At 46.4% G+C, this 20606-nt stretch carries 17 protein-coding genes; 10 read left to right on the forward strand and 7 right to left on the reverse strand.

Translation table 11 applies throughout. From position 1 onward, the window contains the following. Window positions 1-143: 143 nt before the first annotated feature. Window positions 144-1826 carry a dihydrolipoyllysine-residue acetyltransferase gene (gene aceF, locus MY523_RS13030; protein ID WP_250655130.1) on the reverse strand — a complete coding sequence of 561 codons (1683 nt, stop codon included), beginning with the start codon at window positions 1824-1826 and terminating at the stop codon, window positions 144-146. 31 nt (window positions 1827-1857) lie between these two features. Then, window positions 1858-4524: a pyruvate dehydrogenase (acetyl-transferring), homodimeric type gene (gene aceE / locus MY523_RS13035; RefSeq protein WP_250655131.1), complete on the reverse strand. Its 2667-nt coding sequence runs from the start codon at window positions 4522-4524 to the stop codon at window positions 1858-1860. A 716-nt stretch (window positions 4525-5240) separates the two neighbouring features. Here aceE and MY523_RS13040 point away from each other — a divergent pair. From MY523_RS13040 to MY523_RS13055, 4 genes are all read left to right on the forward strand, one after another. Then, entirely contained in the window at window positions 5241-5996 is a 756-nt protein-coding gene (locus MY523_RS13040) for a (Fe-S)-binding protein (RefSeq protein WP_250655132.1), read from the forward strand. 49 nt (window positions 5997-6045) lie between these two features. Then, the gene (locus tag MY523_RS13045) at window positions 6046-7488 is read left to right on the forward strand and encodes a LutB/LldF family L-lactate oxidation iron-sulfur protein (RefSeq protein WP_250655133.1); all 1443 of its coding nucleotides are present in this window, start codon (window positions 6046-6048) and stop codon (window positions 7486-7488) included. Then, entirely contained in the window at window positions 7485-8159 is a 675-nt protein-coding gene (locus MY523_RS13050) for a LutC/YkgG family protein (RefSeq protein WP_250655134.1), read from the forward strand. Before MY523_RS13045 ends, MY523_RS13050 begins: the two co-directional genes overlap by 4 nt. A gap of 171 nt (window positions 8160-8330) precedes the next feature. After that, window positions 8331-8891 (forward strand): hypothetical protein, encoded by a 561-nt coding sequence (locus MY523_RS13055; RefSeq protein ID WP_250655135.1) that lies wholly within the window; start codon window positions 8331-8333, stop codon window positions 8889-8891. Here MY523_RS13055 and MY523_RS13060 read toward each other — a convergent pair. From MY523_RS13060 to MY523_RS13070, 3 genes are all read right to left on the reverse strand, one after another. Beyond that, entirely contained in the window at window positions 8875-10218 is a 1344-nt protein-coding gene (locus MY523_RS13060) for a hypothetical protein (protein WP_250655136.1), read from the reverse strand. The two genes, MY523_RS13055 and MY523_RS13060, sit on opposite strands and share 17 nt — an antisense overlap. Window positions 10219-10279: 61 nt before the next feature. After that, entirely contained in the window at window positions 10280-10528 is a 249-nt protein-coding gene (locus tag MY523_RS13065) for a DUF2249 domain-containing protein (protein ID WP_250655137.1), read from the reverse strand. Window positions 10529-10660: 132 nt separating this feature from the next. Then, the gene (locus tag MY523_RS13070) at window positions 10661-11104 is read right to left on the reverse strand and encodes a hemerythrin domain-containing protein (protein WP_250655138.1); all 444 of its coding nucleotides are present in this window, start codon (window positions 11102-11104) and stop codon (window positions 10661-10663) included. Between the two features lie 517 nt (window positions 11105-11621). Between MY523_RS13070 and MY523_RS13075 the strand changes: the two genes are divergently transcribed. The 6 genes from MY523_RS13075 (at window position 11622) to MY523_RS13100 (ending at window position 17597) form a co-directional block, all read left to right on the forward strand. After that, window positions 11622-12149, forward strand: a complete 528-nt coding sequence (locus tag MY523_RS13075; protein WP_250655139.1) for a hypothetical protein — start codon at window positions 11622-11624, stop codon at window positions 12147-12149. 526 nt (window positions 12150-12675) lie between these two features. Continuing rightward, window positions 12676-13794 (forward strand): branched-chain amino acid ABC transporter substrate-binding protein, encoded by a 1119-nt coding sequence (locus MY523_RS13080; RefSeq protein ID WP_250655140.1) that lies wholly within the window; start codon window positions 12676-12678, stop codon window positions 13792-13794. Between the two features lie 146 nt (window positions 13795-13940). Beyond that, complete coding sequence (livH, locus tag MY523_RS13085) at window positions 13941-14867, forward strand: high-affinity branched-chain amino acid ABC transporter permease LivH (RefSeq protein ID WP_250655141.1); 927 nt, start codon at window positions 13941-13943, stop codon at window positions 14865-14867. Then, window positions 14867-16135, forward strand: coding sequence for a high-affinity branched-chain amino acid ABC transporter permease LivM (locus MY523_RS13090; protein WP_250655142.1), 1269 nt, complete (start codon window positions 14867-14869; stop codon window positions 16133-16135). The genes livH and MY523_RS13090 overlap by 1 nt, the downstream gene beginning before the upstream one ends. Further along, a complete protein-coding gene (livG, locus tag MY523_RS13095; protein WP_250655143.1) occupies window positions 16128-16895 on the forward strand; it encodes a high-affinity branched-chain amino acid ABC transporter ATP-binding protein LivG in 768 nt (255 codons plus the stop codon). Before MY523_RS13090 ends, livG begins: the two co-directional genes overlap by 8 nt. Beyond that, a complete protein-coding gene (locus tag MY523_RS13100; protein ID WP_250655144.1) occupies window positions 16896-17597 on the forward strand; it encodes an ABC transporter ATP-binding protein in 702 nt (233 codons plus the stop codon). 107 nt (window positions 17598-17704) lie between these two features. Here the strand turns inward: MY523_RS13100 and MY523_RS13105 are convergent, their stop codons facing one another. Together MY523_RS13105 and MY523_RS13110 are read right to left on the reverse strand one after the other, a co-directional pair. Then, on the reverse strand, window positions 17705-19639 hold the full coding sequence (locus MY523_RS13105) for an Lnb N-terminal periplasmic domain-containing protein (protein ID WP_250655145.1): 1935 nt from the start codon (window positions 19637-19639) through the stop codon (window positions 17705-17707). A 184-nt stretch (window positions 19640-19823) separates the two neighbouring features. Continuing rightward, complete coding sequence (locus MY523_RS13110) at window positions 19824-20306, reverse strand: DUF3015 domain-containing protein (RefSeq protein ID WP_250655146.1); 483 nt, start codon at window positions 20304-20306, stop codon at window positions 19824-19826. Window positions 20307-20606 lie beyond the last annotated feature (300 nt).

The following is a 20606-nucleotide window of genomic DNA, read 5'->3' on the forward strand; positions in this document are numbered from 1 at the left end:
CTGTATTGGAATATTTTAAGCGTTACTTACACAGTAAACAAAAAGGCGCAGCCATTTGGTTGCGCCTTTTTATTAGTTTGGCATCGCTGCAATGCCCATACAACGCCTTTAAACACATTTACAACAGCCGTTATAAAGCCGTGCTATAACAGCAACTGCCTCAGGTCTCCGAGCAACACCCCCAGCAGCGAGGTAAACCGGGCAGCATCTGCACCATTTACCGCTCGATGGTCATAAGAGAGTGATAACGGGAGCATCAACCGAGGGATGAATTCACGTCCATCCCATACCGGTTTCATCGATGCTTTCGACACCCCCAAGATCGCCACCTCTGGTGTATTGACGATCGGTGTAAACGCGGTACCACCCACGCTACCCAAGCTCGAAATGGTAAAGCAACCGCCCTGCATCTCTGCCGGTTTTAGCTTTTTATCTTTTGCCTTGCCCGCCAGCTCGATGCACTCTTCCGCCAACTCCCACAGACTCTTTTTATCAACATCTCGAATCACCGGCACCACAAGCCCCGCCGGTGTATCGACCGCCATGCCGATATTGACATAGCGCTTCTGAATCAGCTCATGAGAATCCATATCAATCGACACATTGAACTGCGGATAACGGTTCATTGCATAGGCACAGGCTTTTAGAATAAACGGTAGCGGTGTCAGTTTGGTACCTTTGGCTTCTGCCACCGATTTCTGTGACTTTCTGAATGCCTCCATATCGGTGATATCAGCCTCATCGAACTGGGTCACATGAGGTACATTCAACCAACTGGTGTGCATGTTCTCTGCGGTCAGCTTATGAATGCGGCTTAATGGCGAGCGCTCAACAGGTCCAAATTGGCTAAAGTCAGGCAGTGTGACGGTCGGTATACCATGTCCAACCGAACCGGCTGTAACCGGGCCTTGCTTCAGCCGGGCTTTAACAAATGACTGAACATCCTCTTTTAAAATGCGCCCTTTAGGCCCACTACCCTGCACTTGAGTCAGCTCAACGCCAAACTCTCTAGCCACTTTACGAACGGCTGGCCCGGCATGAACCTTATGATCAATACCCGGCTCTACAGCAGGGCTTGGCTCTTTTCGAAGCTCTGCATTTGAGTTGCTCGCTGCCGCTTTAGGTGCACTCTTTTTAGCTGCTGCCGCTTTAGACTCTGCTGCGGGTGGCTCTGTCGATGGAGTTGATTGCGCTGAGGCCTGTGTGACTTGGCCTGCCTCGGTAGCGAGTTCGGCAATCGGGTCACCTGTCCCAACGGTGTCCCCTTCTTTAACCAGCAGTTTTTCGATGATTCCGGCGAATGGTGATGGTATTTCCATTGTAGCCTTGTCTGATTCCAACACTATCAACGTGTCTTCTTCGGCCACGTTGTCACCGGCCTTCACGGATACTTCCACTACCGTGACTTTGTCTGAACCTCCGGTATCGGGCACAGTCACGGTTTCAGTTTTTGCTTCCGACGCTTCCCCCGAAGAGGCGTCAGGTGACTCGGTTTCTCCCTCTACACTTTCTGCCTCTGCTTTGGTCTCTGCTTTCGCTTCTTCTGCGGCGTCATTGTCCGGTGCAGATTCAGTCTGGTTTGATGAATCTGCCGATTCAATCAACAAAATCACATCGCCTTCAGAGACTTTATCTCCCACTGCCAGTTTCATTTCCAGCACGTCTCCCGCTTCTGGCGCAGGAATTTCCATCGTGGCTTTATCTGATTCCAGTACGATAAGCACATCATCGACAGCTATCGTGTCACCCGGGGCGACACATAATTCAATTACCTCGACATCGGTACTGCCACCAATGTCGGGAACCTTGATATCACTCTTACTCATCTCAAGCTCCTCAATATAGGGTCAGTACTCATTAGCGTGTTGCCGGGTTAGGCAGGTTTCGATCGATGTTATATTTTCTCATCGCCTCAATCACATGCTTCTGTTCAATCTCGCCGCGTTTAGACAGCGCTTCCAGAGCAGCGACGACAACAAAGAACCGATCCACTTCAAAGAAGTGCCGCAGTTTTTCGCGCGTATCACTGCGCCCGAAACCATCAGTCCCCAACACGGTGTAGTCGGTCGGCACCATCGCCCTGATTTGTTCGCCGTACAGTTTGATATAGTCACTGGAAGCAATCACTGGGCCTTTCCTGTCCTTCAAACAGCTTGCAACATAGCTCTCTTTTGCTTTCTCTTCCGGGTGTAGCATGTTCCATCTGCGAATATGCTGCCCTTCTCTAGCCAGCTCATTAAAACTGGTAACACTCCATATATCCGATGAGACGCCAAAATCATCTGCGAGTAGTTGCGCAGCGGCTCTCACTTCATTCAAAATGGTGCCACTACCAAGCAGCTGAACATGCGGTTTCTTGCCTCGTCCTTTAGCGTTTACCTTAACTTCATCTAACAGGTACATCCCTTTGATGATGCCTTCTTCTGCACCTTCAGGCATCGCAGGCTGTTCATAGTTCTCATTCATAATGGTGATGTAGTAATAAACGCTTTCGTTCTCGGCATACATCCGCCTCATCCCATCTTGAATAATCACCGCTAACTCATGGGCATAAGCCGGGTCATAAGCGACACAGTTGGGTATTGTTCCAGCCAATATATGGCTGTGGCCATCCTGATGCTGCAAACCTTCACCGTTCAAGGTTGTGCGCCCCGCCGTGCCGCCCATTAGAAAGCCTCGGGCACGCATATCACCAGCAGCCCAACAGAGGTCGCCGACCCGCTGATAACCAAACATTGAGTAAAAGGTGTAGAACGGAATGAGCGGATAGTCACTGGTGCTATAGGCGGTTGCGCAGGCAATCCAGGCGGCCATTGCACCGGCTTCGTTAATGCCTTCTTCAAGTATTTGCCCGTTCGCATCCTCCCGGTAGTACATCATCTGTTCACGGTCATGAGGGACGTACTTCTGACCTTCTGATGTATAGATGCCAAGCTGGCGGAACATCCCTTCCATACCAAATGTTCGCGCTTCGTCAGGAACAATAGGCACAATGCGTTTCCCAATCCGCTTATCTTTTGTGAGTGTCGAGAGTATTCGGACAAACGCCATGGTGGTGGAAATCTCACGGCCATTGGAACCTTTTAACTGTCCTTCAAAAACATCCAGGTCGGGAATCGTAAGTGGTCGGCTATCTTTCCGTCTTTTAGGATAAAACCCGCCCAGACTTTCACGCCGTTTGCGCATATAGAGCATTTCTGGGCTGTCAGCAGGTGGGCGGTAATAAGGAATATCTTTCAACTCATCATCGCTTAGAGGAATGCCAAAGCGATCTCGGAATGATTTCAGCGTATCCATGTCGAGCTTTTTCAGCGAGTGTGTCGCGTTCTGCGCTTCCCCCGCGCTGCCGAACCCATACCCCTTGATGGTATGAGTCAGAATCACTGTCGGCTGGCCTTTGGTTTTTACCGCTTCATGGTACGCCGCGTAAACTTTATAGGGGTCATGCCCTCCCCGGTTTAACTGGGATATATCATCGTCGGTCAAGTGTTCAACCAGCTTGGCCAGTTCAGGGTAACGGCCGAAAAAGTTTTTACGCGTATAGGCGGGGCCGTTACTTTTGAAGTTCTGCAAGTCGCCATCAACACATTCGTCCATCACCTTTTGCATCACGCCATCGGTATCATTTTCAAACAACGTGTCCCAATGTCGTCCCCAAACTACCTTGATGACGTTCCAGCCTGCGCCACGAAATACACCTTCAAGCTCCTGAATAATTTTTCCGTTACCTCGAACAGGGCCATCCAAACGTTGCAGGTTGCAGTTCACGACAAAAATCAGGTTATCAAGCTTCTCTCGACCGGCCAGCGAAATAGCGCCTAATGATTCTGGCTCATCGGTCTCACCATCACCAATAAAGCACCAGACTTTGCGATCCGAGTTATCCACCAGTTCTCGGTTATGCATGTACTTCATCGTGTGAGCCTGATAAATCGCCTGCAATGGCCCAAGCCCCATCGAAACCGTTGGGAACTGCCAATAGTCGGGCATCAACCAAGGGTGCGGATATGAAGAGAGCCCGTTGCCGTCGACTTCATTCCGGTAATTATCCATCTGCTCATCTGATATTCGTCCTTCCAGAAATGAACGTGCATAGATTCCCGGTGCAGAGTGCCCTTGGATATAAACCAGATCTGAGTCTCTGGACTCATTACCGGCATTGAAAAAATAGTTAAAGCCAACATCGTACATAGTGGCGATAGAAGAGAATGTTGATATATGCCCGCCTAGCTCTCCTGGGCGCTTATTGGCCCTCAGCACCATCGCCAGAGCATTCCAGCGAATCAGCGAGCGGATACGGCGTTCCATAAACAGGTCGCCTGGCATTCTTGCTTCTTTTGTCGCGGGGATGGTGTTACGGAACGGGGTGGTAATTGAATAAGGTAATTGGGCGCCATCTCGTGTGGCTCTTTCAGAAAGGCGTGTCAGCAAATAGTTGGCTCGATCAACGCCCTCATTGTCGATAACCGATTCCAGCGATTCCAACCACTCCCGGGTTTCTATCGGATCTGCATCCTCGTGCATCAGGTACTCCTACTGAATATCATAACGTAAATACGTAAGTGTCTGACGCACACATCGGTCATCAACAAACACGAACACTGTAAATACGGCCGTATTTGCTAATAAAAACATCGTACGTCTAACACGCTTAAGTGTAATGAGTAGCCGAAACGATACTGATATCCAGCGCGCTCGCGCACGCATTCATCACAACCAATAGAAGTGTTGATTCGCCTACTATCACTGTTTGTCCCTTGGCAACCAGTCAGATCTGGCCAGGTCACTTAGTGCGAGTCTGTTATTTTTTATGGGTGACTCGTCACAACGTTTTGTGCTTTTCATGGCGACCTGGTCAATAGGCCGCCTGTGTGCAACTTGCCTGTGGGTCAACGTTTTAATAAGTCGTTTCTTAAAACAGAACCCAATAAAGCGTGCCGCATTGCTGAAAAGCAGTGTTCAATAAGCTTTCGTTATTAATAGTGTAGGCCGATTACAGTTTTTTGCTTAATGAAATAAGCTGACAGAAAAGAACGCCTTGATAAAGAAGGTATCAACGCTCAAAATCGTGCTTCTGTTTACTATCAAATCGGCAGCGATATAGTACAAAAAATAGCCCTTTACCGCCCTTAGACCAAAGTATGGCTATCTGATTATGATGATATTTTCTTACAATTTGCTATACAGTAAGACCATAGAACGGCGTTATAAGTGAAGCAAAAACAAGGTTAATTAAAACAATGAGCAAACCGAAACGCGTCTATTTTTTTGGCACCTGCCTTATCGACCTTTTTTACCCGGAGGCAGGCATCTCGGCCATTGAGTTGATCGAGCGAGAAGGCATCATTGTAGACTTTCCTCAGCAACAGACCTGTTGTGGCCAGCCGCCCTTTAACTCTGGCTACAATAAAGAAGCAATATCCGTCGCGTCAAAGCAGGTCGAGCTATTGAGTGAAAACATTCCTGTCGTCGTCCCTTCCGCTTCTTGCGCCGGAATGATGAAACACCACTACCCTAAATTATTTGCCAACCATCACCTCAGTGAAAAGGCATTGGCGCTGTCTTCCAGAGTCTACGAACTCACTGAGTTTCTCGTTAGAGTATTGAATATTTCATTAACAGATTATGGCTCGCCAATAAAAGTAGCCATGCATACCTCATGCAGCGCACGCCGTGAAATGGAGGTCACAGAAGATGGTTTATCTCTGCTAAGGCAGCTTAAAAATGTCGATGTTTGCGAGCCAGCCAGAGCCAACGAATGCTGTGGTTTTGGGGGTACCTTTTCTGTTAAACAACCTGAAATATCTGCAGCCATGGCAGAAGACAAGTGTCAGGCAATTAAAGATACCGGGGCATCTCGATTCATCAGTGGCGACTGCGGTTGCATAATGAATATCAATGGAGTGATGGATAACACAAACAGAAATATGCATGGCGAGCACCTTGCGAGCTTTTTGTTGAGCAGAAGCGCACCCGGATTGGATAAAAGCTCATAAACCATTAACCACATTGACGATACCCACTATCGCTATTGGGACTAGGCAAATGCAAAATCAGTTTAGAAAACAAGCCATCGACGCATTAGCCGACCAACAACTGCGGGATAATTTTCGTGGTGCGATGGACTTTCTTCGAGATAAACGGCAATCGGTTTTTCCCGAGCAGGACGAGCTCGCAGAACTACGAACTCTCGGCCACCAGATCAAAGCCAACACACTTGCTCAACTCCCTGACCTGCTTGAACAACTGGAAGCGACTTGCAGCCAAAACGGCATTCAGGTTCACTGGGCTGAAACCGCCAAGCAAGGCTGCGAAATTATTGAAAGGCTGATATCTAAACACGGCGGCAAGCTGGCGGTAAAGGGCAAGTCGATGGTCAGTGAAGAGGTTGGCCTCAACCACCACCTTGAAAACCACGGTATCGAGTGTGTTGAGTCAGACATGGGGGAATACATTGTCCAGCTTGCCAACGAAACACCCTCTCATATCATCATGCCGGCAATCCATAAGAGCAAAGAACAAATTGCACACCTCTTTGAAGATAAAATAGCTGATGTCGACTACACCGACAACGTAGACGAACTCATCGGCACGGGTCGGCGAATTCTAAGAGAAAAATTCTATAAAGCCGACATTGGCATATCCGGGGTCAATTTTGCGGTGGCTGAAACAGGTACGCTCTGTTTAGTTGAAAACGAAGGCAATGGCCGCATGTGCACGACGGTTCCTGCTGTTCATATTGCGATTACCGGTATCGAAAAAGTGGTCGCTAAGCTGGCCGACATCCCCCCTTTGCTGAGTCTCCTCACTCGCTCTGCAACAGGCCAGAACATTTCAACCTACTTTAATATGATCAGCTCGCCCAGAAAAACAGGCGAGAAAGACGGCCCGGAAGAGGTGCATCTGGTGCTGCTTGATAACGGCAGAAGCCGCATGTACCAAGATGAGTTGTTACAGCAAACACTTCGCTGCATCCGTTGCGGGGCTTGCATGAACCACTGCCCGGTATACAGCCGGATTGGTGGCCATGCTTACGGGACGGTATATCCGGGGCCTATTGGTCAGGTTGTAATGCCGCAGATTGAAGGGCTGGAGAAACATGGAGAAATGACAGAAGGCTGTTCACTGAATGGTGCCTGCGGCGAGGTTTGCCCCGTTGAAATTCCGTTACCTGACCTTATCCGCGAACTGCGGCAGCAAAAGTCTGCACTGCCCAGCGAGCAAAGAACTACGAAAGGCGCTGGATCACAACGAAAAGTCAAAGAAGCAATTGCCTGGAAGCTGTGGGAATCGCTCAACCGTAGCCCCCTGCTCTACAGCGCATTTACGTTTTTCGCTTCCCGCTTTCGTCGTTTTAGCCCCCGTTCTATAGGACCTTGGACTCGTTTTCGATCAGCGCCTATTCCAGCCGCCAGAACACTCCACGAACGGATAAAAAAACGAAATCAGCAAAGCCAGCAAAACAGAGCTAGTGGAGGCGAGTTATGAGTTCTTCAAAAGCCAACATACTCAATAGGCTTCGCCAGTCAACAAACTATACAGCTCAACCCCTATCATCTAATTGGCGCGCACCTCAGTATAATCATGAAGAACGCTTTAGACGTTTTAAAGCGGCGCTGGAAGCTGCCCATGCAGAAGTGATAGAGAGTTCAGAAGATCAGTGGGTCGAACAACTCCTTAGCATTGCAAACTCAAAAAACTTATCAACATGGCTCTATAATCCCAGCTCAAAAAGTGGCTTTACATTCCAGCAGGCGGCTAACAATAATAGCCCCAGCAGCATAAGTTTAGTGCCATACGATCAACCAATAGAACAGCTTAAAGACACGCTTTTTCACCATATCGACGCTTCATTGACAGAGGTACAAGCAGGCATAGCCGAGACCGGAACGCTTGTAATGCTGCCTGACTCAGCAGAGCCAAGGCTGATGTCCCTTGTGCCTCCCGTTCACGTTGCACTTTTCCGTGAATCTGTATTACTGGACAGTTTTTCCGAATTAATAGAGGGACAAGACTGGTCAACCAAAGGAATGCCCACCAATGCTTTATTAATATCAGGCCCATCCAAAACGGCGGATATTCAGCAAACCCTCGCATACGGAGCCCACGGCCCCAAAGAGTTAGTGGTGCTGGTTATTAGGGATAACGGCGCAAGGTAGAGAGTTAAGCGCTCAAAAAATGAGCACTTGTTCTCATTTACTGCTTTCTGTAACCTACAGAAACAGGTTAGCTGCTAAGATAAATGACCATCATAAAAAATAGTCCTCTGCAATTCGATACAGCCCGTCTGCAGTTCGATAAAGCATGAGGAAATATAAAGTGTGAGTTGTATGAAAAAATCAAGCTTAAGCGCTGCTCTTTCATGTGCTGCATTGTTAACAATATGCCAAAGCAATATAGCTTACAGTGTCGAACCAATGAGCGAGTCGGATATGGGTAACATATCTGCCGAGAGTGGCAATGTCCTTAATATTATGGGGTCACCTGCATCGGGTGGTGCAGGCAACGTTCAGCCTGGTGATAAACAACTCGAAGCGGCAAATGATCAAGCAATGGCTTCTGTTAACTATATTGAAGCCGATCAGATACTTGAACCTCGTGCAGACTCATCACTTACCCCATCATCAATAAACGCTAAAGATAGCATTTCGACATTCAAGATTAGCGAGCGGGGAAGCGCTGGAAACGGCCAGACCATACTCTATTATGATGAGAGCGCGAATAGCACAAGCTCCTCATATTCGAACAACACCCTCACGATTAATCAAAATGTTCAGGTTCAGCAAGTCCAGATAAATCAGGTGCGACATTCAGCCATGGATGCCCCAAGAGGGGATTATTCGTTTGGAGCAATACAGGTTAACAGTGCGGTCTCTATTTCAGAGCGCTAACGGCTAACGGCTTATGCTCAGCGCTCCAAACCATGACTGCCACTCTTGCAGTGATAAAAAACAGCAACGAAAATTCCACACAAACAGATAGACCTGCAAGCAAGGTTAACTCTGGCACAATGATCATCATGATCAACAGTCCTAAACTCATCAAATGAAGCCGGAAAAAGTATCGCGAGTGCTTAATTTTGAGTATCGCCCTCATGTGAGGCAGTGCCTTAATCGCTTCAAAATTGCCTGCGCAGAAGCGCTGCATATGAAGGTACGATAAAAACGGTATAATTTTTTGCAGCATGCCTCCAAGAACAGAAACAATCACGCCAAAGATCAATATTACCCCGCGAACAAGCCAAGACTTATCTCCCCAGTGATCAAATAACCCAAACCCGGAAAGACACTGCATGACAATAAACAGCGCCAGAGAGATGATCGCGGTTTTCCAAAACAATACCGTAATATCTTCAATCTTTCGTTTGCGCTTGCCGAGTAGCCGCCACAAGCAACCGGCGTAAACAGCAAAACACGCCAGTAACCCGCCCATGGCAATAGCCGCTAACATCCCGCCAGGATAGAAAAAAGCCACAGCACTGGTGATGAGGATATTTGTGAATGTAAGAACAGGCATCCAGCTTTGGAGGCGTTGACTAAACGACGGCGTAACATGAAACATAGGTACAACCTGGAAGCTAACGCCCATTATCAACAGGCCCACCCACCCGGCTAATGCCCAGAGCAGATGAAAATCTGTCCACCGGCGATCAAAACCCACCACATCAGGATAACCGTTCATTAATAGAAGGCCGCCACCAATAGTTATCGTGATCAGCAAAGAGACGATAGCCAATCTCATTGAAAGCAGTGTCGGCGAACGTCTCTGGGCCTTTCCTATCGCAATCAAACCACAACAAGATAGCAGCAATAATGCAAACACAATAAAAAGTGCCGCCCCCGCATACAACCATGTATAGCGATTAAGCATAGCGGCAAGAAACAATAAAACGCCCAATACCAGAGAGCTATAGACAATGGCAGGCACCACCTTTCCGCCCGGCAGAAGACGCCCTCCCACCACAGTGGTAATCTGAAACAGTGCTCCCACCATCACCATCGTAATGGTGCCAAGCGTGATCAAGTGAAGGGTAAAAATAACCTCTTTCAACCACCGGCTCTGCCACAGCACCTCATTTCCGTCCCATAGCAGCTGAGCACCTAAAATAACCAGAGCAATGCCCCCCGCTACGGCAAATAACGGTGCGGTTAGGAAAAAACGATAGGGAATCGTCCAGTAAGGAACAAAGTCAAAATTGAGTGATGCATCTCGTTTCATAAGGTATTGGCCAGAAATAGCATTAACAACAAGGAGTCTACGCCAAAAAAGAAGCGTTCGATTAAGAATAGAGCTGCGCTGCCTGACTGTTGTTTTTATGCCAGAATAGAATCTTCACAATACCATCAGGGAGGTGGATCGTTTTGTGGTCAAACCCCATTTCGGCAGCTGTTTGATATAAAGGATAGGGTTCTTTCCGGTGCACCATATTCAATATGGACTCATGGGGCAGAGCGGCGAGAAGCTCTACCGCCATCCTGTAGGGCTCAGGAGGTTCTAACTCACTTACGTCCAAATGGATCGTATTCACGCACGCTCTCCCAATATAAATGGGCACTCCAAGCTGTTATCGATTTAAACATCAAACCAGTTTGTTATAGCTATGAATTATGGTTATAGCCATGAACTCTTGTCGTACCCACTGACTAATGCATAGCTACGATTAGCCAGCCAGCGCCTCAGTAATCTGCTTTTCGGTAGCCTCTTTGGGCAGGGTATCATTCAGCATTGGGTACAGAACCTGCTCTTCTTTCATATTGTGCTGCTGCATAAAAATCATCAGCGATTCACACTGCCCTAGTGCTTCATCGGCATCTTTGCTCTCAATTGAGGCAGTGATCGACTTGAACATTTCCCTCATTTGCAAATGCTCACCTCGCATCACCATGGTTGGCCCCCCTTGCATACCGGTAGCCGACTCAAAAGCAGGGAAGAGGGTTTGCTCTTCCAGCGTAAAGTGTTGCTCAACCCGGTCACAAAACTCATGCCATAACGTGAGGCCTTGCTCAAAGTCTGCTGAGTTGATCGCCTCTTCTGCATTGGCATAAATTTCATCACAACTACGGTGATCATGGGTCATTAATTCTGATATAGAAGACATATCCATTAAGTCTCTTTTATTGTTTTACGACATATAAAACTAGTGGGACAGAGTATCGAAAACTGCGGCCAAAACCTAAATGATGTACGTCAACTCGCTACAGAAAGAAATGTTAAAATCTGTTTTCTGACATCCCCGTGAGCTATAAAAAACCTGGCAGACTAACTGGACAAGCAGCAATACCGTTATAAAACTCATCAGAAGGTGGCATATAAGGGTAATCCCCTATTTTGTCTTTTTGTCAAACGACTAGAATACGCATATTGATTTTACTTCACTACTTCCCTGTCATCTGAGAAGAGCTTTAGGCACTAGGTTATCGCAACTTAAGTGCCTTTTTTTATGCCCAAAGCACACTCAAACCGCTGCCTGGTCAAAAACAGACGTTTTCCAGCCAGATATTCGCCGTTCTGCAATAATAAACGTTTAGAATAAGGCATAATAGGCCATCACACATTCCTTAAAAAGTTACCTCAACCAATCGGTAGCTTGACGGCCCAACCAACAATTAAAGGATATCAGCATGAAGTTTGTCATTAGCATTCTGTTTTCACTAGTAACGTTATACGGTTGCTCATCGGTAAAAATCATTGATGCAAACCCTGACAATCCTGCCGTGATATTAAAGTCTGAAATGTCAGGCTTGAGCCCTTCACAAACCAATACTCAGGGTAATTGGCAGTCCACACTTGAGTATGTTAACAACAAACTCAAGTACGGCGAGAAGGTCTTTTACAGCACCACATTCAAAAAATTTGTTCATGCGAGATTCTCAAACGAGTACAAACTCTTTGATATGAAGAACCTTGATATCGACAATGCAACACTTCGCCGCCATGGATCTGGTAATAGAAAGAAAGACAGCAATAATGCAGTGACTATCCCGGCAAAAGATCAGACTGTTGGGTTTGAGACTATCTTTGCTTCAGGAAAACGTAGCAAGGCCTCTCAGTTGGTATTCAAGGTGGACAGTGCAAGTGACGCTATCAAAGTGAAACAGGCATTCGAGTTAATGTCGCAACCAGACTCCCCGTCTGGTGAGCAAGACTAAACCCTGTGATTGAAATATTTTAAGCCGAACAGTGTATAAGCGAGACCTTTGCACGACTACTGCGCTTACAAATACAGCGTTAAAAAATGACTCAAAATGCTCATATATTACATATATACTGCGCTTTTTCGTCATTTTTTGCCTTGTCTTTGCTTCGCTCATAACGTCGTGCAAAGGTCTCTAAGCATATATACCTATTGCACTTTGTTTTTTCTGCCTTTAGCAGAAAATGCATGTTCGATTCCATAGCCAGCCACAGATAACTCCATGAAAAAAAGGCCATCTTCAGCGTACAGGAGTAATCTAACTTGCAATATAGTGAGGCTGACTTAAGCTTGCTTAAATATCCGTTACAAATTTCGGGCTTTTCATCATTCTGCAATGTTTGTAAGATTGGTGCCCAAGACTCCAAGGAGTTAGAAAGCGCGTTTAAAATGACAGTGAACCGGACGTTCAAGAAAAAGAATTACCAATAAGGGTGATCCACACCTATAACGCAATCATTTGAATAATCAGGATCATAATAATGAAAAAACTGAACAAGAAGCTTCTCGGTTTTAGTGCCTCACTAATGATGATGGGAGCGGCGACGCTATCTCAGGCAGAGACAGTAAAAATCGCACTCGCAGGCCCTGTCACAGGCCCTGTTGCGCAGTATGGCGACATGCAGATGATTGGCGCTCAAATGGCTATTGCCAAGATCAACGAAGCCGGCGGCGTAAACGGAAAGCAACTGGAAGGCATAATTTATGACGATGCCTGTGACCCAAAACAGGCAGTTCAAGTTGCCAACAAAATTGTAAACGATGGTGTTAGCTTTGTTGTAGGGCATCTATGCTCAAGCTCAACTCAGCCTGCATCTGACATTTATGAAGATGAAGGCATTATGATGGTGACGGCTGCATCGACTAGCCCCGACATCACTGCTCGTGGCTACAAAATGGTATTTCGTACCATAGGTCTTGATAGCCATCAGGGACCAACTGCCGGAAACTATATTGCTGACAAAGTGAAGCCAAGCAAAATGGCGATCATTCACGATAAGCAGCAGTACGGTGAAGGTATTGCTAGCGCTGTAAAGAAAACAGTAGAAAGCAAAGGCGTTAATGTTGTCATGTATGAAGGTGTTACTGCAGGCGACAAAGACTTCTCATCTCTGATTGCAAAAATGCAAAAAGAAGGTGTTGATTTTGTTTATTACGGTGGTTACCACCCAGAGCTTGGCTTGATTCTTCGCCAGTCGGCAGAGAAGAAATTCAACGCTAAGTTCATGGGGCCTGAAGGTGTGGGTAACAAAGATCTGAGCGCTATTGCTGGCCCAGCATCTGAGCAACTGCTAGTAACACTGCCACCTAGTTTTGACCAGCGTCCTGAAAACGCTGACTTGGTTGAAGCGTTCAAAGCAAAAAACCAGGACGCCAGTGGTGCATTCGTTTTAACCGCTTACTCGGCTGTTCAGGTAATGACAGACGCGATGAAGAAAACGAACTCAACCGATACCGAGAAAATGCAGAAAGCGATGCGTGAAATGACCTTTAAAACACCGACTGGAGATATTCAGTTTGACGAAAAAGGTGACTTAAAGAGTTTTGATTTTGTTGTCTATCAGTGGCACGCAGACGGCAGCAAGACTCTCGCTAAGTAGTTTGTTATAGGAAGAAAACAGAAACACCCTCTTTGGTAAAAAGCGGGTGTTTTTTTATATCATTGACATCTTTAAACAAGGTTGTTTTGGGTGGCAATAATCCAGTGTACAGCGCCAAATAGTTTAACAGAGCCTGGAGCCCATTAATGTTAGAAGCAACCCTCTATTTCATTCAGCAGTTGCTGAATGGCCTTACCATCGGCAGCACCTATGCGTTAATCGCGATAGGTTACACCATGGTATATGGCATTATCGGCATGATCAATTTTGCCCATGGCGAAATATATATGATCGGCATGTATGTATCGTTCGTCGCCATCAGCGGTTTAATGATGCTCGGTGTCGAATACCTCCCACTTATTCTAATTATTACACTCGCAATATCCATGTTCGTATCCAGTTCCTACGGCTGGGCAATTGAGCGTGTGGCATATCGCCCAGTGAGAGGCGGCAATCGACTGATTGCACTGATCTCAGCAATTGGTATGTCTATATTCTTGCAAAACTATGTAAGAATCGCCCAAGGTTCAAGAGATATTGCCATGCCATCACTGATACAAGGTGGCTGGAGCTTTGGACCTCCAGAAGGTTTTCAGGCAACCCTATCCTACATGCAGCTTTTCATATTTATCGCTACCTTTATCACGATGGGAGGGCTTACACTCTTTATCGCCAAATCCCGCATGGGGCGTGCCTGTCGCGCAGTGTCTGAAGACATGAAGATGGCAGGATTATTAGGCATCAATACCAACCGTATAATCTCTCTTACATTTGTCATAGGTGCAGCACTCGCTGCCGTTGCCGGCCTTCTTCTCGGCTTGTACTACGGGGTAACTAATCCATACGTTGGCTTTATCGCAGGGCTTAAAGCCTTCACCGCGGCCGTACTCGGAGGAATCGGCAGCATTCCGGGCGCAATGCTAGGCGGACTGCTTCTAGGCGTTACCGAAAGTATGACTTCAGCTTACTTCAGCTCGGAATACAAAGATGTTGTTTCATTCGGGTTGTTGATACTTATTTTATTATTCCGTCCGACTGGCTTGCTCGGAAAACCAGAGGTGGAGAAGATTTAATGAAAGAGAAATTTATCCCTGCACTGATTGCAGGTGTCGTTACTTTAATTCTTGCTTTCCCGCTTTTGGGTTTAAATCTGGTTGCAGATGGCATTACGCTGGGTATTGAAGGTGCTGATGCCAAAACAATCACCTCGATTCTAATTGCAGCTCTGGTCGTTTTCTTCTTTCAACTATGGAAAGAAAACATCACCGCAGTAGCCAAGAGCATTCCACTACCAAGGAAAGCCTATGGTGCCCCCTCTGTCCTCTCTCAAGCACAAAGAGACAAGCGTGAAAAACTGTTTACGCTTATTGTTGTCGCTTTGGCACTAGTTTGGCCATTCTTCGCCTCTCGAGGCAACGTAGACTTAGCCACATTGGTACTCATTTATGTCATGCTGGGCTTAGGTCTTAATATCGTTGTTGGCCTGGCAGGCCTGCTCGACTTGGGGTACGTTGCATTCTATGCCGTTGGCGCTTATAGCTATGCCCTGCTCCACCAGTATTTTGGCCTTTCATTCTGGGTATGTCTGCCTCTTGCAGGGTTATTTGCCGCGACGTTCGGCTTTATCCTGGGCTTCCCCGTATTAAGGCTTCGGGGCGACTACCTGGCTATCGTGACACTTGGCTTTGGCGAGATTATTCGCATTCTGCTCAACAACTGGACCAATATTACCGGTGGCCCAAATGGAATAGGCAGCATTCCCAAGCCATCACTGTTTGGTCTTGAGTTTGGGCGCCGAGCGAAAGAAGAAGGTAACGTGCCGTTTCACGAATTTTTCGGCATCGATTACAACAGTGGCTATAAAGTCATATTCTTGTACTTGCTCGCCTTGCTACTCGTTTTACTAACCATATTCGTTATCAGACGCCTCATTCGTATGCCCGTAGGCAGAGCATGGGAAGCGCTTAGAGAAGACGAAATAGCATGCCGCTCACTAGGTCTTAACAGAACGGTTATCAAGCTTTCTGCATTTACCATTGGCGCATCATTTGCGGGCTTTGCCGGTGCATTCTTCTCTGCCAGACAAGGCTTTATAAGCCCCGAGTCATTTACATTTATTGAGTCCGCCATCATTCTCGCCATTGTTGTGTTAGGTGGCATGGGGTCTCAGCTTGGAATAATTCTGGCTGCAATTGCCATGACAGTACTACCGGAGCTTGCACGAGAGTTCCAAGAGTACCGAATGCTAATGTTTGGTTTAATGATGGTATTAATGATGATCTGGCGACCACAGGGTTTGCTCCCAATGAAGCGTAGACATATGGAGCTGACCAATGGCTGATTTGATGTTAAACGTTAAAGACTTATCCATGCGCTTTGGCGGGCTATTGGCCGTTGATGGCGTATCGCTTGATGTAAAAGAGCGGGAAATTATCTCGGTTATTGGCCCGAACGGCGCAGGAAAAACAACCGTTTTTAACTGCATTAGCGGTTTCTACACGCCCACTGGTGGAAATATCAGCTACAAAGGGCAAGAGATCCACACGCTTGCAGATTACAAAATAAGCCGACTGGGAATGGTAAGAACATTTCAGCACGTGCGGCTATTTAGTCAAATGACGGTTATCGAAAACCTGCTGGTCGCTCAGCACCGGCATGTGAATACCAATTTGTTCTCAGGGCTGTTTAAAACCCCTTCTTATCGCAAGAAAGAGCAAGAGTCGATAGACAGAGCGGTCTACTGGCTTAAGAAAGTAAACCTGCTGGACTTTGCCAACAGGGAAGCTGGGAACCTGGCTTATGGCCAGCAGCGAAGACTTGAAATAGCGCGCTGCATGGTTACTGAACCTGGTTTGTTGATGCTTGATGAGCCAGCAGCAGGCCTTAACCCTAAAGAAACCAAAGAGCTTGATGAGTTAATTGTCAGCCTTAAAGAAGATTACAATGTTTCGATTTTGCTCATTGAACATGACATGAACCTTGTTATGGGCATTTCTGATCGAATATTCGTAATAAATCAAGGTCGACCCCTTGCATCTGGCACACCTGACGAAATCAGAGCAAACCCAGACGTTATCAAAGCTTACTTGGGAGAGGTATAAATGCTGAAGTTACAAAACGTTCATACCCATTACGGTAAGATTGAAGCGTTAAAGGGCGTATCACTGGAGGTTAATGAAGGCGAAATCGTCTCTTTGATCGGTGCAAACGGTGCCGGGAAATCAACACTACTGATGACCGTATGTGGTGACCCAAGAGCGAGCTCGGGGCAGATTTTCTTTGAAGGAAAAGACATTACACATACCAACACCGCAGAGATAATGCGAAGCGGTTTGGCGATTGTTCCCGAGGGACGACGCGTGTTTTCAGGCCTAACCGTCCTTGAGAACCTTCATATGGGTGGTTTCTTTACCAACAAGCGCGACTTTGACGCCACACTAGAGCATGTTTTTAAGCTATTTCCGCGGCTACGAGAGCGCCAGAATCAGCGCAGTGGAACTATGTCAGGAGGGGAGCAGCAAATGCTGGCGATTGGTCGAGCATTGATGACCAAACCCCGCATGATCTTTCTGGATGAACCTTCATTAGGTTTGGCACCTATCATCATTAATCAGATATTCGAAATTATCGAGCAATTGAGAGATGAAGGCATGACCGTCTTTTTGGTGGAGCAAAATGCAAACCAGGCCTTGCGTTTGGCCGACAGAGGTTATGTGCTTGAGAACGGTGAAGTCGTGCTCCAGGATACAGGCGACAACCTACTCATCAATGAAGATGTTCGTAAGGCCTATCTAGGCGGATAAATTATAGCTGGCCGGGCAATAAACCGCACGGCCAGCTCTTTAGCTTTCCCCTCTCCAACGATACCCCCAACAACGCCCCATCCAGGACTTGGCACTGTTTTTTTGTGCTAGAAGTAGTAGCGATAACCTATCGAAACGTCATAGAAATCGTCATCGTCATGCCACTCCTGAGCGACTGACAGCCTTATGGCATGATCTACCGCAATATTGAAGTTCTGACTAAACGAAGCTCTTACCCGGTAGTCATCATTGAGAAATTGATAGCCCTGCACATCCAGCTTTTGCGCACCTATTGGCGAGTAATACAGCAAACCAGTCTCAGCACCAATAGCAGGCTCCAGAATAGAGTTATACTGCTTGTTATGCTCAACTCTTCCGGTTAAAAAACCAAATACCTCAACATCATCTGTTATTTCATAACTATGCCCTGCCCCGCCATTTAATTGCAGCACTCCAACCTCATCACCCCGGCTATATAACCTTTCATAGCCGACCTGAACCTTCCACGAGAGCGGTTTAAGAAATAGGTTGCGCTTTGACAACGACGTAATATCAACAATATCAAAACGGTTTAGTTTTAAACCATCATTATTGTAGTGCCGTAATTCCGTATTAAATAAAATGATCTGAGCGCCACGTAAATAGCCTTTTTCGTTATCCAGCAAATCGTGATAAGTAACACGATAATTGACCTGCTGAAATACATCATCATTTCGCTCACCAGCAGAAATACCTGCGGTAATGGTCTTATGCCCGGTTTCCGGCGCATCGGGTCTGGCAACTTCAACCTTTTTTGACGATAACTTGTTCAACGCCAGCAGTAGCTGATAACTTCTTTTCGCCATCTCCTCGTCACGCTGGGTTTGAAGCTGGACATAACGCAAATAGCTATAGGCAATTTGCACTACTTCGCCTTGTTGCTCCTGACTCAATGCCATGAACTCAGGCGACTGCATCACCTCAATATCGTCCGCCAATGCTCTACCAAGCCGCTGAATAGACTTGGGCAAGGAGTCAATACGCGCATGCAGCTCAGCAAGCTCAGAAGGTCTAAAATGAGTGCTCTCTACCAACCCCTCTTCCACTACCGCTCGAACGGTATTGGTGGGTATCGCATCGAGCTTAAAGCGTTCAGTGAGATTCACTTCAGGACGCACCAGCTCAAGCAACTCCAAGAGCCTGAATGCACAGTTTTCATCAAAGAAATAGTAGTCAAAATTTATATCTTTTAATTCCCAAACATGAGTGAGAATCAGGTCAACTTCTTCCGGCGTGTAATTAAGTTTGTACTCCCAGATATCCCGGTTTTCCATCCTGTTGTATTCTTTGATTTTCTCAAAGTAACGCATCATGTTATAGACACCAGGATAACCGCCCGCCAGCCCTCTGAAGGCAAATGAAACAGAGTTATCATCATTATTAATATTGGCACCAAAATTAAGCGCGTACGAAAGCCAGTCAGACCCTCCCTCAACATCCTTTGGGTCAAACCTCAGTAAAGTATGCCCAAACATAGACGATGGGCTATTAAGCGCTGTAGCGGGGAATATCAGTGAAACAGAGTGAGCGTTTACCTGCTTGCGCCATTCAAGGTAGTCAGTGCACTGTGCAACAGGCATTTTATCCAGGTCAAGGTTCAGTTTGCTGGTAATCCACTGAAAACGGTAAACAAAGCGGCACTGTGCGTGCTCGTTACCCAGGCTTTCAGGTAAGAAAAGCGCATCGATTGTGCTTTGCAGTTCTTGCTCCGCATCGTAATGCCCCATAGGCGAGAAGAAGAAAGCAGAGTCATCAACATAACTGCTTACGCCCGATTCTGAAAAGCTGTCTTGCCTATAGTGCAGCAACGCCCTCCATGTTGTTTCCTCTGAAAGCTTAAGATCAGCAGCCTTCATTTTGGCTGACTCGGCATAACTTCTTATTTGATTTTTACTATCAGTATCAGAAAGACCAGTGCCAGAAAGACCTGTATCAGCAAATGCATTTATAGCGGGTAGCCAGCCAAACAGCAAAAAGGAAATCAACAAACGTAACAGATACATATATTTAAAACTTAGAAGAGTGGAATGAACAAATACGCTAAGAAGTGTCGCACAATACATCAAGTAAGATGTATGCGATAGTCATATTATGGTGTGAAAGTTATATAGTGGTTGCTTATACGCGATTGAATCAATGTCATTAAAAAAGAGCACCTAAACAGTTAGGCACTCTTTATCTGGCAAATTAAGCAGCGTACTTGCTTAAACGGCTATCAGCCTTCATTACCTTCAATACTGTAGCCATTGCTTCTTCAGCTGTTACATTTTCATTTGGGAAAATAACAGCAAAGTTTTCGTGCATTACTGCATCAAAAACCTGACGATCCTGAGCTTCAACATTAAGTGCAACTGCGACTGTAGTCAATGCATCACCGTGACCACGAGCAACGTCTTCAGAGAACTCACCCATGATGCTTGACAGGTCGATCATCGACTTACCACCATAAGTTAGCGTTCCATCTGCAGAGCAACCATTTGTACCACTAGTCATACCGAATGTAGCGTTACCTGACGTACCGTTGGTGGTTGAAGCAAGAACGTGCATAGGAAGGCCTGACTGCCCTTCAAATAACATGTTACCCCAACCACAGCTGTCTCCACCTGGAACAACCGCAGAAGCTGATAAAGAAGCTGCCATTAAACTTGTCGCTAGTAAAACTCTTTTCATTGTAATTCCTCTTACTTTTCATTCGATGCAACTGATCAAAATTAAACATTGCATTTGAAATTTTAAATTAGCTAATTACATCCATTCTATGTCTTGCTTACCCAACAACGAGCAATTGCTCAAAGTAAACATAAGAGTGAATCGTAATTGCATTAGCCGATTTCTATTCTATTTACCGTTCCTTGCTTTGCAGCAATTCACTCAATAGCCGATCCATCGTCACTGATCGTCCCAAAAAAACATTGTCTTTTCAAGTGACTATCCCGAATTAAAGTAGAACAAAGGCAATAAAGCAAGCGA

It is taken from the genome of Alkalimarinus coralli, assembly GCF_023650515.1.
In the GTDB taxonomy this organism is placed as follows: Bacteria; Pseudomonadota; Gammaproteobacteria; order Pseudomonadales; family Oleiphilaceae; genus Alkalimarinus; species Alkalimarinus coralli.